The following is a 13,536-nucleotide window of genomic DNA, read 5'->3' as shown; positions in this document are numbered from 1 at the left end:
TGCCAAGCGACCAGCGCAAGATGATCAATGCGCACCTTGTTTCACATTTTCGTTGCACTGTGTTGCCAGCGCCATCAGCTCCCGGGATCGAGCCAGGAAGCCGCCAAGCGCTCCGCGGGCGTAGGACTCGATGAGCTGCGACTTGGTCTGGAACCGAAACATGCCGGCCAACCGCTCTTCAAGCTCGGCGCGGAACGGCGCCGCGATCGCCTCCACCCGGGCTTCCGACATGTCGGGCACGATCATCTCCGAGCCATGGATCGCCACCAGGCGGTCGACGCACAGGCTGCCCCAGGCGTAGCCCTCCGAGCGGTAGCGGCGGACAGCGGCGCTCATCAGCCGTACCGCCTCCGCGCCATGTCCATGCGGGACAGGAGCGTCCGGTTGGATTCCCGATCGTAGGACTCCAGCGTCGCCGTGAGCTGCGCAGGCGTCACGCCGCTCGCCGGGGTGATGTTGTAGGTCGGTGCATGGGTGTAGGCCACCGGCGCGCCGGCAGATGCAGCTGCCGCTTCTGGAGCCGCTGGCATAGCGGGCAGGCCGCCCAGATCCGGCATGGTCGGCGCCACCGGGCCGCCGTCCGCGAACTTGGGCATGTCGCCTCGGTTGATGGCGTGCAGCAGCCCCATGTTCGCCGAGGCCGACCGGGCGTTCACGACGAACTCGCCGGGCGAGAGGCGGGCCAGCACGCGATCCTCGCGCGGGCCGCCGGGGCCGGAGATCAGGCCACCATCCGCGTGGCCGAAGATGCTGGACAGGATCCCGCCGCCGACCTTGTCCGAGAACAGGCTGCCGATCGCCTTGTCCAGCACGCTGTTCATGAGCCTGCCGCCGATCTGGTCGAGGGCGCCACCGAAGGCCTGCGCGGCGTTCTTGCCGTGGAGGAGATCCGCGGCGAACCCCTGGGTGGCGCTGGTCAGAGACTGGCGAGCCTCGGTGAGCTGTGCGTTCTCGGTCGCCTGGCCAATGTAGGCCTTCGAAGCGTCCGTGGACGTGTCGCCGAAGTAGGACCGCGCCGAGGCGTAGACCCGCTGCTCCGAGGCGCTCCGGCCCAACTGCTCACGATCGAACGCCAGGGCTGCGCCGGCCTGCGTGCCGGTGAGGGCCCGCGTGGCCGCAGCCATGCCCTCGGCGTTCTTCTGCAACTCGGCCCGGTACTGCGGGGTGATCTCGACGCCCTGCGCCATGGCCTGGTTAAGCGCCTGCTGGAAACGGGTCGCTGCGTCGAGCTTCTCGCCGTTCACGCCCAACAACTGCGAGTTGAGCGCGACCCGCTTCCGCTCTTCCTCGAGCGCGCGGTTGCGCTGATCCTGCTCCTTCGCCTGGCCGAGGGGTGACACGTCCCCGAGCTGCCCGGCCCGGCGAATCACGTCGAGGCCGTAGCCCTTGCCGGTGCCGTAGCCGTCCAGGGCCGTGACCATGTCCCCGTTGACCCACTTCAGCCGCTGGCTGAGGTAGGCGGCCGTGCCTTCGACGGCGGTGCCCGGGTTCCTCTTGTCGAAGCCGCCCATGCCCGGCAGCTTGCGGATATCGGTCTCAGCGTCGTCTGTGATCTGGCCGAACCCGTAGGCGGTCGTCGCCGGTTGGCCGGCCTTGTTGAGCACCCGGGTCGCGCCGGTGAGCCGGAAATTGTTCTCCTTCTCGCCGATCGCAGCCAGGATCTCGGGCGGAACGGTGGGGAACTTGGCGGCGGCGGCCAGGACCTGCTGCTGAATATCGGCCGGCGCACGGGCGAAGGCGCCACCACGCTGCACCAGATCGGAGGTCGTCGCCCTCTGGGTGGAGTCGACGGACAGGTCGCGGACGCGCTGCAAGCCTTCGAGCTCGCGCGCGGCCTTCAGCTCGCGCTCCCGAGCCGCGACCAGATCCCGGGCGTCCTTCACGTCGAGGTTCGGATCGGACAGCCGCGCCGCGTAATCTGAATTGATCGCAGCCGCGCTACGCCCGTTGGGGTCGAGCCGGGCGGAGCGGGCATTCTCCTCGTAGGTGCGCTGCGCGTCCGCCACACCGCGGCCGAGCGGTGTGGCCCCGACCATACGGTTGGCGAACTCGGCCGAGCGGACCATCGCGGCTGTCGCAGAGGTGCCGTAGCGCTCGACGTCCTCCTGGGCCGACCGCACGCCCCGGGAGATGCGCTCGAAGGCCGATTCGACGTCCGCAAGGGCGCGCGTATCCAGCCCGAACTTGACCGGCTGAGAGATGGCGGCGCGTAGCCGCGTGGCCTGGTCCTGGAGGGTCTGGAGCGACTGCTGCTCCGGCATCAGCGAGCGGACCAAGCCCATCACAGCCTGCGAGCGCTGCGCGGACTGGGCCCGGTCGGATTTCTGCTTCGCCTCGTCGATCTCCTTCTGGACGTCCGCGATCTGGCTCTTGATCGTGTCGGTGTCGAAGTCGAAGGCCCCGGCGAACACGCCGCCCATGACGCCGCGGTTCCGCGCTCGGAAGTCGAGCTGACCCTGGAGGGTCGCAAGCCGCTCCTCTGCGGCGCCGCCACCGAAGCCCTTGTCGATGAACGAACCGATGCCCTGGATCTCGTTCGAGGTGTTCGTCGTGAACTGCTGCCACTGGCGCCCGAAGAACCCGAGCTTGGAGTCGGCGTTCTCCACCGCCGCGCTGAGCGCCTTGAACAGGACCTGCTGCGCTCCGAGGCGATCGCCCTGGGCGTCGAGGCGCCGGATGGATTCCTCGGTCGAGGCGTCGAGCAGGCCGAGCTGGGCGTTCAGCGTCTGCGCGCCCTTCACCGGATCCGAGAACGCCGCCGCGAGGGCCGCAGTGGCCGCCGTCGCATCCTGGCCGGTGGTGAAGGCGTAATCCTTCGTCACCCGGGTGAGGTCGCCGTACATCTCGCCGGTGATGCGCCCGGTGGCGGCGAAGGCGGCGGCAGTCTCCCGCGCGCTGGCTACGCTGATCCCGCCGGATGCCGCGGCCGCCTTGGCCGCTTCGTTGATCGAGCCGACCGTGGCGCCGCTGGCGCGCCCGACGCCGTACAGCGCCTTCTCTGTCGCTTCCTGGCCTGCGCGGTAGGACATCAGGGCGGCAGCCCCGGTCGCCAGCACCGCGCCCCCGGCGCCGATCGCACCGCTCACCAGGCCCACGCGGGACGCCAGGCCGCCCGCGGCGGTGGCCGCCTGCTCAAAGATGCCCTTAAGTCCGCCGTTGGCACCCTGGGCGATCTGAGCAAGCTGCCCGCCCTGGGTAGCCATGATCTGGAAGGCCGAGGCGCCGGAGAGCGCCATCGTTGCCACGTCGTTGATCTGGTAGCTCAGGTTCCGCAGTTCGTTCGCGGACAGGCCCATGGCCCGGGCATTCTCGTTCGCTGCCCGGGTGTGCTTGTCCATGCCAACCGCGGCCATGGTCGCAGCGGCGGCGGCCGACTGGAGCGCGGGGACGCTCTTGCCGGAGGTGGCCGCCAGCGTGTCCGACGCCTGCCCCGCGCCGCGAGCGGACTGGGCGAACCGGTCCAGGGCAGTCGTGGCATCGACGGCCGGACGGCTATCGATTTCGAGGCTGAGCGTTGCGAGGTCGGCCATCATGCCCTCCGGGGCTGCGGGTCAGGCGGGCGCTTCAGGCAGCGCGGCCGTGGGGCGCGGGGCCGCCAGGCGCGGCCTGCGACACCGCCCATTCGCCGTGCACGTTCTTGCCGACGCGGGAGCGGCCGGCGACCAGGTTGTGCGCGCGGAGCACCGCCACATCGAGTTCGCGCAGGGCGCGGGTCAGCTTCGCCTTCTCGGCCGCCTGGGGGGCATAGAAGCGCTCGGCGATCGCGTTGCGGATCTCGCCCACCTCCGTCTCGCTCAAGCCGGCGAGGTAGGCCGCATCGCCGGACACGGCGCCGGCGAACCCGGCCCTGGTGATGTTGGCGTGGATGAAGCGCATCCGCTCGGCCGGAGCCATGGCGCGCAGGGCCGCGCGGATCTCCCCGGCCTGGGCGATGGCGGCCGGCTCCTCCGGGGGCTTGGCGTGGTCCTGCATCTCGGCGTCCAGCTTCGCCAAGCGCGCCGCGACGCCCTGGCGGGCCACGTCGAGAGCGGGGCACTCGTCGACGCGCCGGATGGTCTCCAGGCCGATATCGGAGAGCTGCCGGGTCCGGCCCACCTCGGACAGGTCGCGGTTGCCCTCGACAGTCTGAAGCTTGGGCTCGGCGCCGGTGACGACCTCGCGGACGTGCCGCACCGCCTTGTGCATCAGGCGCCAGTGGTCGGCATATTCGGGCTGGCCCTCGGCCGGCCAGATGACGCTTTCGCCGCCGATCAGATTGACGAGGTCCGGGTCAAAATTCGCCATGGGGGTGCTCTCCTCAGTACATCCCGACCGTCGTGCCGGTCGTCATGGGGCGGGGTTCGTAGGTGCAGGCGTACCGGCTGGCGTCTGCACCGTGGTCGGGGCCGCGGCTGTCGACGTCGTCGGACTTGCGGGGGTCGCGGGCGAGGCTCGGAACGGTCTGCCACCAGTATTCGCAGCGGCGGGACACGTAGAGGCCGGGCCTGTCGGGCATGCCGGCTTGCAGGAGCAGCAGGCGCATCTTCTCCCAGCCGGACACGCGGAGCCCCTTTTTCGCGGAGCTGAAGCTGACGCCGTGCACCCGGAACTCGGCCGCGATCGTCCCAGCCTCGCCGCCGGTCCGGCCGAAGATCGCGTCATCCGCGATGCCGTCGGGGTGGATCTTCCAGGCTGCGGCCAGGTCTTTGATGCGCTCCGCCAGAACCGGGACCGTGTAGCCCATGCCCCGCTCGATCGAGCCCGGCTCGTTCGTGGCCAGCTCGTCCAGCAGCAGGATCGAGTTGCGCGGGTAGAATCGGCCATCGGGGCCGCGGGCGCCGGGTGAGCGGGCGGTCACGTAGGTCACGGACGGGGCCGAGACGCCGTAATCGTGCGCCAGGAACGGAGCGGCCCACCCCGATGGCAGCCGGCCGGGCGCCCAGGGCTCGATCATCACCCGGCGCTCGTCCAGCACGGCCGAGAAATACGCGCCGCGCGCCACCGTCCAGTCGCCGACCTTCCAGGCACGCCCGAGCTCGGGATCCGTCGCGGTCGCGGCATCGAGCTGCCGGGCGTAGGAGGTCTGGTCGAGGTTCGGGTTGTCCTCGAAGGTCGAGGGGCAGTTCACGAAGGTGCGCCCGGTCGTTTCCTCGACGTAGGGCACCCAGGGCGCGGCCTTGAACATGTGCCGCCGGCAGAGCCAGCCGTGGCCCGGGCCGCCGGGGTTCGCCGCCATGATGAAGCGCGGGACGACCGGCAGCGGGGCGCGCAGACACGACCGCAGCAGGTCGAGCATGGCGGGGGTCGGGTACTGCCCGGCCTCATCCACGCCGATCAGCGTGAACGACTTGCCCTGGTACTTCGCGAAGTCGGTGTCGGTCTCGTACTGGTCGAGCTGCAGCGTGGCACCGCTCGGGAATCGCCACAGGTGCGACGAGGCGTTGTAGGTGGCCGCCGTGCCGTAGGCCATGCCGAACACGATCCGGCACGTCGCCTCGAAGTCCTGCATGCCGGAGAAGTTGCGCCGGACGAACAGCATCCGGGCGAGCGCCCCGTGCGTCTCCGCGTGGCGCAGGTACAGCAGCGCCATGGCGAAGCTCTTGCCGCCGCCGCGACCGCCACCGAGCATCAGATCGCAGTCGTCCGGGTACAGCAGGACGTGCTGTTGGAACGGCGTCAGGTCGAGGCGGGGACGGGCCAGGGCGGCAGCGGCGCTCACGCGGCGGCCTCCGCAGCCGCCTTCGCGGTCTCGGCGCGCTGGCAGGCCACCTCAAGCGCCTGGATGCGGGCCAGGTACTCGCCAAGCGGCATGCCGAGGATCGCCACGCACAGCAGCGGCTCGGCGCCATACAGATCCAGGGCCTGGTCCCGCAGAACGGGCAGGTAGGGCAGCCACCGCCCCGCGTTGTCGTGCATTCCTGCCGGGCGCACGTTCATGGCTACCGGCCACCCGGGCGGTTGTAGACGGCGGCCATGTCGGCCTGCCAGCCGGGCTTGCGCTGATCCTGGGACTGCGCCTCGATCAGGGCTGCCCGGTCGGCGTCCCGCTGCGCGAGCGCCGAGGTGTAGGCATTGCTCGCGTCGGTGACGCTGGGATAGCCGCCGAAGGGCCGGGGGCCATCCGAGCGCGACAGGGTGCGGGCCCGGTCGAGGTTGGCGGCGGCGGTCTCGAATGCGGCCTGGGACGCTCGCAGCGCGTCCTCCGCGGCCTGTAGGGTGAGGGCCATGGTTCCTCTCAGCGGTGCGTGAGCGAGGGGTGGGGGAGCGTCAGCGAGGGCGGCATAAGCGACTGGAGCTGATCGAGGCTCACCTGAGCGGGCATGATGATCTGGACGCCGGCTGTGGCGGAGGCGCCGGGCGGTTCGCCCTGCTCGCGGTAGCCATGGCGGGTCTTCCAGAGGATCTCGGCCGCGCGGAGCTGGCGGGGCTGCTCGGCCCGGATCACGTTGCCGGCGGCGTCGTATTCGGCGGGGGTGCCTCGGGCGAGGCTCATTAGGATGCCGTGCAGCTCGTCGTGCTCGACGGCGCGGGCCTCCTCCATCACTTCGCGGGCCTGGGGGCTCTCATCCAGGATGCGCCTGAAGGCGTCGACCCCCATGCCAAGGGAGCGGGCCAGGCGAGGCTGAGACAGGCCCTTGGCCGCCCCCTCGCGGAGGATGTCTAGGCCGTTGGCGGGGAGCTGCTTGCGGGGACGGGCCATGAGGGTTCTGTCGCGGTCTGAACGTGCTCAGACACGACAATAACCCCCAGAAACGCAGTATCAATGCAATGCGCGCGCCGTTTTGCGGCAGTTTATCTCAGCGCGAGCGCCATCGTTATGGCTTGTTACACTTCGTTATAGCCTCAACGCCTGTGGACGGATCGTCGCGGATCAGGCGACGAGGCGAGCGAGCAGCCGCTGCACCTGCACGACCTGCCATGTCGTGCCACCCCGTGAGGTGGGGATGCCTCGGTCGGTCAGGGCCCGCGCAATGCCCGCGGCCGTCGCCACGCCGTCCGCCTGGAGCTTCGCGACGATGGGGGCAAGGTCAGCAGTCCGGGCGTCCACCTTCGCGGCCCGCGCCGCCCTGCCTGCCTCGATCACCGCCGGGGCCATGGTCTGCCCGCGATGGCCACCGAGCTTCTGGCCGCGCGCCTTGGCAGCCTGCAAGGCGGCCTTAGTGCGGGCCGAGATCATCCCTGCCTCAAGCTCAGCAACGGCCGCCATCTGGTTCAGCATGAAGCGGCCGGCCGGCCCCTCGATCTGGGGCAGGTCGCAGAACCGCACCTCCACACCGCTTTCGAGCAGGCGGGAGAGGAACGCCACCGACCGCGTCAGGCGATCGACCTTCGCCACCACCAGGGGGACGCGGTGCAACCGGGCCTCAGCAAGGGCCGCGTCGAGGGCAGGCCGGGCATTGTTGCGGCCGCTTTCCACCTCGACGTGCTCGGCGATGATCCGCCAGTTGCCCCCGTTGAGGTACCGGGTGACAGCCTCCCGTTGCGCCTCGACGCCGAGGCCGGACCGACCCTGGCGCTCGGTGCTGACCCGCAGGTAGCTGATGAAGTCGCCCTTGGCCATGACACTTACGCTCTGGTCAACGTCCGTTGTCCAGTTTGTAATTCATCGCCGACGTAAGGGCAAGAGGCGGCCAAAAAGGCGGGGCGACGCCCCGCGCGCGCGAACGGCAGGCAAACTCGGGAAACGACCGCCCTCCCAACCCGCACATCCGCTCCAACCGACCTACCAACCACCGTCACCAGGATCGGCGTTCAGATCGATCGGCAGGGCTGCAGAACGTCGATCAGTCTCCAGAGCCGCCGCATCATCTGCAGCCTGCAGGGCTTCCTCCACGCGCGAACGGGTATCGGACAGCCGGCCGGCCAGGTTGGCCACGGCACGATAGCTGGCGAGCTTCGCCCGACACGCCGCGATGACCTCGGCGATCTCGGGTGTGAACTTGCTCTCCCGGCGCAGGGTCTGGCACGCGCCGACCACCACCGCGGGGGGAAAGCCCTCATCGACCAGATCGTAGACCAGCGCTTCGAGGTAGATCTCTGGATTCTGCGGACCGCGCACCCGGCTATCGAACATCACCGCCAGCGCTGCCTGTGTCGCCTGCCGATCGGGCGTGAGGGCGAGGGCGCTCCCGATGTCCTCCGACACCGCAGCCAGGTCCCCGACAGAGGGGCAAGTCGTGAGATCCCTCCGAAAATCCTCCCGGTCCCGCTGGCTCCGGCGGATCTCGTGGACGAGGTAGTCGGCGTTGATCCACCGTGTCGCCATCCGGCTGATCGCTTCGCCATGCCGCTTCACCAAGCGCTCGGGCTCCAGGTGCCGCATGAAATTGGGCAGGCCGCGAACCGGCGCCGCCGCAACAGGAACACCGCCACGATGAGCGGGAAGCCGTTCAGCCATCGGTCTGGACCTTCCTCATCAGCCAGTCTTGGGTCGCGCTGAAGCCGCCGCGGCCTGCGCTGCCGCCGCCGCCGGGATTCCGGCCTCGCACTGGCTCATCCGCCCAGTGGCCGCCGTTCAACCAGGTGGTCGGGACCTTCGTGAATTTCGGATCGTCACCGGCTCGGGCCTCGGCGTAGCGCCGGGCGCCGGCGATCAGCTCCTCGATCGTGGCGGATCGGTTCTTGAGCACCCGGTCGAAGGCCTTCCGGGCTGCGATCTTTCCATCGCGCCGCGGGTAGGCCTGCCACCACTCGTCGAAGGGTGTGGGGGTAGGGGGAGACTCTTCCCTGTTTCCTTTCCCTGTATCTTTCCCTGAGTTGGGTGCACCGCCGTGCACCGGGGGGAGTGCATCACCGTGCACCGGGGGAGTGTCGTTTCGTGCACCGGGGGGAGTGCATGGCGGTGCACCGGGGGGGAGTGCATCGTCGTGCACTGGGGGGGCCTTATCGAGGCGTCCGAAGTTGATCCGGAAAGCGTTCGTGACGAAGCCTCGCGCGGCGGTCGGGTCGCCACCCTTCACACGCAGCACGGATAGCCAGTCGCGGCTTTCGAGCTCTTGCACTGCGTTGATCATTGCTCGGCGCTTCAGCGCGATGCCATCCGCCAGGGTCTGGTAGGAGGGCGAGCAACGTCCGGTCTGCGAGCTGTGGTGATAAAGCAGGCGCGCCGCGACGAGCTTCGCAGTCTGGGACAGATCCGCGTCGGCTATGATCGCCTGCAGCAGCTGCCATTTCTGGAGGAGCGTCACGGCCGCCATGCGTCAGGCCCCCCGCATCATGCAGTCGACCGTGAAGAGCTCGTCAGCGATCTCCAGGGCGCGCAGCACCTCCTCGTCAGTGCAGTCGGGCCATGTCTCGTGCGCCCAGTGCAGGTAACCAGTCGTACCCATCGGCGTGGGCGGGTGCTCGACCAGGACGCGAGCGATGATGGGGGCAAGGTCTCGGCGATTCATGCCGACCCCTCCACGCCCGGGACCAGGATGGCGACCGGCATCCCAGGCCGCCCCATTACCCGCAGCACCTCAATCCACTCCGCCACCCGGTGCGGCCGCGTCTCGATGATCGCTACGGGTTCGCGGCGCTCAACTGCCCAGGCCGAGGTTCGCCAGTAGACCGCCGCCTCCGGCGGCCCGGCGACGATCGCCGCGGCGGTGCAAGTCGGGATGAAGGCGCGGAGCGAAGCCGCATCGAAGCCGGCGGGCCCGAGGGCGGTGGCGAGATCGTCGCCGATCAGTGTGATGTGCGGCGGCTCGATCGGTACAGAAAAGGGCGCCAAACCCTGGATTGCCATGAACAACCCCATGGCCTCGTCGCGGACGGCTTTGATGAGCGGACGCCAGTGCGGCGCGCGCTCGGTTGCTTGGGCAAGGGCGTGCTCGAGCAGCTCGCGCCCGGCCCCGGTGTAGGACACGTGCATGTCACCGGCTCCGATGTTCGGGGGCGCGGCGGATATCCACCGGGCGATTGATCGCGGCGCAGCTCGCCAGCTCGCGGAGGCCGTCGAGAAGTGCGGGCCCGTCAGCGCACGGACCCCAGGCGTCAGCAGCGGCGTTCATTGCTGGCCGTCCCGCGGGCCAAGCCCGGCGAGCTGTGCGACGAGCGCTGCGACCTCGGGTCCGCAGCCCAGGCGGCGAGCCAATCTATGGACGGCGATGGGGGCGGGTGATATTTCGGTCCGGTCGCCGCGAAACGACATTCCCGAAGCCCGGTCGAGGTTGCCGCCTCGCCGGGTTTCTTGTTGAGAGGCCATGGTTCAGGCGGCCTCCGTCTTCTCGGCCTGGCGGGCTTCGAAGGCCTGAAGATCGGCCTCCTTCCAGTAGCGCCGGCTGCAAATCATGAGCGGCCGCGGGAAGCCGAGGCGTTCGTCCTTCAGCCAGCGCCAGATCATCATGTCCGAGCAGTTGCCGTAGCGCTCACGTACCTGACGGCTCGTCAGATAGATGCTTGGATTGCTCATCGTCACATCTCCTAAGGCGCAATAACTCTTGCGCCGCGAAGCCAAGTTGCTCGCAAGCGGGTGTGATCGTCAGCCGGGAATGGTCGGAAATGGTCGGGAATTAACTCGGTGGCTTGTTCGTTTTGAATGCCAAGTACAGCGGGCCTAGATGCTCTTTGGCCTGGGTCTCGCCTGGAGCGTCCTCGCCAAACCATTCGAGCACGTGGCGCACTAAATCAGCCTGCCCTCTTGGGACGCCGTTATCGTGCATCATCCAGCGCGCGCCCTCGATGAGCGCCTTCTCCCAGTCAAAATCACCTCTTCGACCTGCGGCAGCTTTCCTCTTTGACGCAACGTTTGGCACTTCGGCGGCGGTCAGCTGTTTAGCTGGCCAAAGACGCGCTACGCTTGCGCTTTCAACCTCGATACCAATGGCTTTGACTTCCTGCTGGGGCGGGTCCCAGACCCGGCCTTTGGAAAGGTCGCGATACTCACCGATCAGGGAGGCCTCGTCGGATTCCCACGCTATTGTCGCCCAATCCCAAAACACAGGGAATCTGGCCGGAGGAAGTTCCGCGCCCCAGATCCGGGCCTGTTCACTTGGGTGATCCCAGTACTCTCTAGCTATGGCGATCAATTTACGAGAGTGCAGCGCAGAACGAAGTTGGGCGGCTGCGAGCGCATTGTCTTCAACAACAGCAGCGACGTGGGACAGCGCATCCCGAAGTGGCATCCAGAACTGAGACACAACTACCCTTCAGCCAAACCTGGATAGGCAATTTTTGCCACCCGCCCCGCCCACGCCTCCAGCGCAGCCAACTTCTCGTCGACGTAGGCATACTTGTTATAGACGGCGGCCACGCCGCTCACGGCCCCACTGGCGTGATTCAGGACCGCCTCAGTGACGTGGATCGGCTGACGTAGCCGGGCCATGCCCGTGCTGGCCGTCCGGCGCAGATCGTGGAGGCGCCAAGGCACGAGCTCGACACCATCGGGATCGCGACCCGCGTCGACGGCCTCTTGCCGGGCTATCGCCAGCATGGCGGTATCGAGCTTCACTTTGTTCTTCGCGAAATTGCTGGACGGAGCTGCTCCGTCGGTGGTCAGGACGAAGCCGGCCCGGCCGGCAATGCGCGGCACAGCTGCGAGGATCGCGCGGGCAGGGGAGGGGAGCGGCACCAGGTGCTCGCGGCTGTTCTTCGTCCGCGCGGCTGACAGCGTCCACACCCCGTTCGCATCGATCTCGGCCCAGGTTATGCGGGCGACCTCGTCGCGGCGCTGGGCGGTCAGGAGCAAGAGCTGGACGAGTGTGCCGAACGGGTAGCCGACTCGGTCCGCGGCCAGCCACACGAAGCGCACCTCGGCATCGCTGAGCACACGGTCCCGGCTCGCCTCGGCCAACGGTGGCTTGAGCCGGAGGAACGGTGTGGTCTCAATGACCTCCCGCTCCAGTGCCCAGTTGAACAGGGCGCGGGCCGCCGAGAACACGCGGTTGGCTCCCACGCCCATGCCGCCATCGGTCAGCGCGTCCGTGAGAGCTATGGCGTCCTTCCGGGTGATCTCACCGATGCGGCGGTCACCCCAGCGGGCGATGACATGGTTACGCAGCAGAGCCTCGGCCTCGGCGGCGTAGCGGGGCTTGCTGTTCGGCTTGAGATGTCGCTCGACGTACTCCGCGGCGATCGCGCGGACGGTGTCTCGCTCAGCCGCCAGTGCGGCTTCCACGGAGGCCTTCTTCTCAAGGACCGGATCTCGACCGCGCGCTGCCATTTGCAGCGCCTCCCGGGCGGCCGCGCGCGCGGATCCCAGATCGAACAGCGGGTAGGGACCGATCGTGAACTTCCGGGTCTTGCCGCCGAAGCGGTAGCGCACCGCCCAGGACTTCGCGCCGCTCGGCTGCACGACGAGATAAAAGCCGGGCAGGGCGGCATCGGGGATCTCGACCCGGCCCGCTGGCTGCGGCTTGTGGCGTTCAACACTCTGCATGGTCAGAACCTTTGCGACCACCAGACTTTGCCCTCCGGGTAACAGCAGGGTATCACGAAACGCCCGTTAAGGAGCGTCCGAGGCTGTTAGTCATTGTGGGGGTGTCTGGCGCAAAAGCCAAGCGATGACAGTGCTTTGGGATCGAAATTCTGTCCGGGACTGTTCGGTACTGTTATCCCGGTCGACCAGACTACGAATCTGGGGGTCAGAGGTTCGAATCCTTTCGGGCGCGCCATTTCCGTCCAAAACTGCGAACCACGGGCATAGCTCCGGTTTGGTTCATAGCCACCGCTTGCTCCAAGCTGCTCCTGTCGCCGACGATGCGGATCACTGAGTCGTCCACCTCGATGCGATCGACGATCGCCTGAAGCCATGCCTTGCGGAATGGTATCTCGCCGGCCGTGACGTTCTCGCGCATCAGCCGCCCGAACTGCTCGATCAATTCCGGAGCAAGCACCGCCGGCGGCTGTTGTGCGACGCGGATGCGGTCGAGAGCCGTGCGCGCCCGGTCGCGGTCGAGCTTCAAGCCGGCAAGGCGATCGCGCAGGATGTCGTCGAGTTCGGTGAGGCCTTCTTCGATCAGGCCGTAAAGCCGGTTGAGCTTGTCCTCGGAGGTTCGCACCTCCGCCTGCAGCGCGGTGACCCGCCCGTCGACCTCCGCCGACTTCTGCGCTCTGCCGGCCCATAGCATAGCCAGCGTGGCCGTGAGCCGATCCGGCTGGAGAAGCCGCTCGATGAGGTTGTCGACAACCAGCGCGTCGAGCGCGTCCATGCGGATCGCCCGACCCTTGCAGGCGGTCTTTCCCATCCGCCCGCTGGTCGAGCAAGAATAGTAGCGGTGTACGTCGCCCGAGCGCGATGTGCCGGTACGCAACGTCATCGGACCGCCGCACGTGGCGCAGGTGGCGAGCCCGGTAAGGAGGATCGGACCGGTCACCACGCGCGGCGCCGTCACCCGCGGATCGCGCGCCTGCAGTGTCGCCGACACCGCATCGAACGTGGAGCGGTCGATGATCGCAGGTACCGTGATGGCAATCTGCTCGGCCTTCGGTTTCTCACATAGGGTCTTAGCTCGACTTTGGCCAATTAGGCGGCTTGGCAGAGAGCGTAGGCCCAGGGTGGCGGCAGACGGAACCGAGGTTTCCTGCGGTCGCGTTTGCGACGTGACGTCGATAAACCCTCCTCGCGCCAGATCG

The 13,536-nt window shown here is 68.2% G+C and carries 16 protein-coding genes; all 16 read right to left on the bottom strand.

The genetic code is table 11. From position 1 onward, the window contains the following. Positions 1–24: 24 nt before the first annotated feature. The gene (locus tag FV242_RS21520) at positions 25–336 is read right to left on the bottom strand and encodes a hypothetical protein (RefSeq protein WP_147940334.1); all 312 of its coding nucleotides are present in this window, start codon (positions 334–336) and stop codon (positions 25–27) included. Further along, positions 336–3,530, bottom strand: a complete 3,195-nt coding sequence (locus FV242_RS21515) for a phage tail length tape measure family protein (RefSeq protein WP_187278502.1) — start codon at positions 3,528–3,530, stop codon at positions 336–338. The genes FV242_RS21520 and FV242_RS21515 overlap by 1 nt, the downstream gene beginning before the upstream one ends. A gap of 34 nt (positions 3,531–3,564) precedes the next feature. Then, a complete protein-coding gene (locus FV242_RS21510) occupies positions 3,565–4,284 on the bottom strand; it encodes a hypothetical protein (RefSeq protein WP_147940332.1) in 720 nt (239 codons plus the stop codon). Positions 4,285–4,297: 13 nt separating this feature from the next. Continuing rightward, a complete protein-coding gene (locus FV242_RS21505; protein WP_147940331.1) occupies positions 4,298–5,698 on the bottom strand; it encodes a terminase family protein in 1,401 nt (466 codons plus the stop codon). After that, positions 5,695–5,916: a hypothetical protein gene (locus tag FV242_RS21500; protein ID WP_147940330.1), complete on the bottom strand. Its 222-nt coding sequence runs from the start codon at positions 5,914–5,916 to the stop codon at positions 5,695–5,697. The genes FV242_RS21505 and FV242_RS21500 overlap by 4 nt, the downstream gene beginning before the upstream one ends. A 2-nt stretch (positions 5,917–5,918) precedes the next feature. Further along, entirely contained in the window at positions 5,919–6,206 is a 288-nt protein-coding gene (locus tag FV242_RS21495) for a hypothetical protein (RefSeq protein WP_147940329.1), read from the bottom strand. Positions 6,207–6,214: 8 nt separating this feature from the next. Further along, complete coding sequence (locus FV242_RS21490; protein WP_147940328.1) at positions 6,215–6,679, bottom strand: hypothetical protein; 465 nt, start codon at positions 6,677–6,679, stop codon at positions 6,215–6,217. 171 nt (positions 6,680–6,850) lie between these two features. Then, positions 6,851–7,540: a recombinase family protein gene (locus tag FV242_RS21485; RefSeq protein ID WP_147940327.1), complete on the bottom strand. Its 690-nt coding sequence runs from the start codon at positions 7,538–7,540 to the stop codon at positions 6,851–6,853. A 162-nt stretch (positions 7,541–7,702) separates the two neighbouring features. After that, entirely contained in the window at positions 7,703–8,377 is a 675-nt protein-coding gene (locus FV242_RS21480) for a hypothetical protein (RefSeq protein ID WP_147940326.1), read from the bottom strand. Then, positions 8,370–9,176, bottom strand: coding sequence for a helix-turn-helix domain-containing protein (locus FV242_RS21475; protein WP_147940325.1), 807 nt, complete (start codon positions 9,174–9,176; stop codon positions 8,370–8,372). Before FV242_RS21475 ends, FV242_RS21480 begins: the two co-directional genes overlap by 8 nt. A 3-nt stretch (positions 9,177–9,179) precedes the next feature. After that, entirely contained in the window at positions 9,180–9,371 is a 192-nt protein-coding gene (locus FV242_RS21470; RefSeq protein WP_147940324.1) for a hypothetical protein, read from the bottom strand. Continuing rightward, positions 9,368–9,835, bottom strand: a complete 468-nt coding sequence (locus FV242_RS21465; RefSeq protein ID WP_147940323.1) for a hypothetical protein — start codon at positions 9,833–9,835, stop codon at positions 9,368–9,370. Before FV242_RS21465 ends, FV242_RS21470 begins: the two co-directional genes overlap by 4 nt. A gap of 336 nt (positions 9,836–10,171) precedes the next feature. Further along, entirely contained in the window at positions 10,172–10,375 is a 204-nt protein-coding gene (locus FV242_RS21460) for a transcriptional regulator (RefSeq protein ID WP_147940322.1), read from the bottom strand. Between the two features lie 100 nt (positions 10,376–10,475). After that, complete coding sequence (locus tag FV242_RS21455) at positions 10,476–11,102, bottom strand: hypothetical protein (RefSeq protein WP_147940321.1); 627 nt, start codon at positions 11,100–11,102, stop codon at positions 10,476–10,478. A gap of 2 nt (positions 11,103–11,104) precedes the next feature. Next, positions 11,105–12,361, bottom strand: coding sequence for a site-specific integrase (locus FV242_RS21450; RefSeq protein ID WP_147940320.1), 1,257 nt, complete (start codon positions 12,359–12,361; stop codon positions 11,105–11,107). A gap of 184 nt (positions 12,362–12,545) precedes the next feature. Continuing rightward, the coding region (locus FV242_RS21445) for a zinc ribbon domain-containing protein (protein ID WP_187278501.1) at positions 12,546–13,536 on the bottom strand (991 nt) is incomplete at its 5' end.

Origin of the sequence: Methylobacterium sp. WL64, assembly GCF_008039945.1 — a bacterium.
In the GTDB taxonomy this organism is placed as follows: domain Bacteria; phylum Pseudomonadota; class Alphaproteobacteria; order Rhizobiales; family Beijerinckiaceae; genus Methylobacterium.
Note: the sequence above shows the minus strand (reverse complement) of the source record. Positions and strands in the feature narration are given on the sequence as shown.

Excerpts from the sequence above, each read along its gene's own strand:
- FV242_RS21520 (WP_147940334.1), bottom strand. The coding sequence starts at position 336 with ATGAGCGCCGCTGTCCGCCGCTACCGCTCGGAGGGCTACGCCTGGGGC.
- FV242_RS21515 (WP_187278502.1), bottom strand. The coding sequence starts at position 3,530 with ATGGCCGACCTCGCAACGCTCAGCCTCGAAATCGATAGCCGTCCGGCC.
- FV242_RS21510 (WP_147940332.1), bottom strand. The coding sequence starts at position 4,284 with ATGGCGAATTTTGACCCGGACCTCGTCAATCTGATCGGCGGCGAAAGC.
- FV242_RS21500 (WP_147940330.1), bottom strand. The coding sequence starts at position 5,916 with ATGAACGTGCGCCCGGCAGGAATGCACGACAACGCGGGGCGGTGGCTG.
- FV242_RS21495 (WP_147940329.1), bottom strand. The coding sequence starts at position 6,206 with ATGGCCCTCACCCTACAGGCCGCGGAGGACGCGCTGCGAGCGTCCCAG.
- FV242_RS21490 (WP_147940328.1), bottom strand. The coding sequence starts at position 6,679 with ATGGCCCGTCCCCGCAAGCAGCTCCCCGCCAACGGCCTAGACATCCTC.
- FV242_RS21485 (WP_147940327.1), bottom strand. The coding sequence starts at position 7,540 with ATGGCCAAGGGCGACTTCATCAGCTACCTGCGGGTCAGCACCGAGCGC.
- FV242_RS21480 (WP_147940326.1), bottom strand. The coding sequence starts at position 8,377 with ATGGCTGAACGGCTTCCCGCTCATCGTGGCGGTGTTCCTGTTGCGGCG.
- FV242_RS21475 (WP_147940325.1), bottom strand. The coding sequence starts at position 9,176 with ATGGCGGCCGTGACGCTCCTCCAGAAATGGCAGCTGCTGCAGGCGATC.
- FV242_RS21470 (WP_147940324.1), bottom strand. The coding sequence starts at position 9,371 with ATGAATCGCCGAGACCTTGCCCCCATCATCGCTCGCGTCCTGGTCGAG.
- FV242_RS21465 (WP_147940323.1), bottom strand. The coding sequence starts at position 9,835 with ATGCACGTGTCCTACACCGGGGCCGGGCGCGAGCTGCTCGAGCACGCC.
- FV242_RS21460 (WP_147940322.1), bottom strand. The coding sequence starts at position 10,375 with ATGAGCAATCCAAGCATCTATCTGACGAGCCGTCAGGTACGTGAGCGC.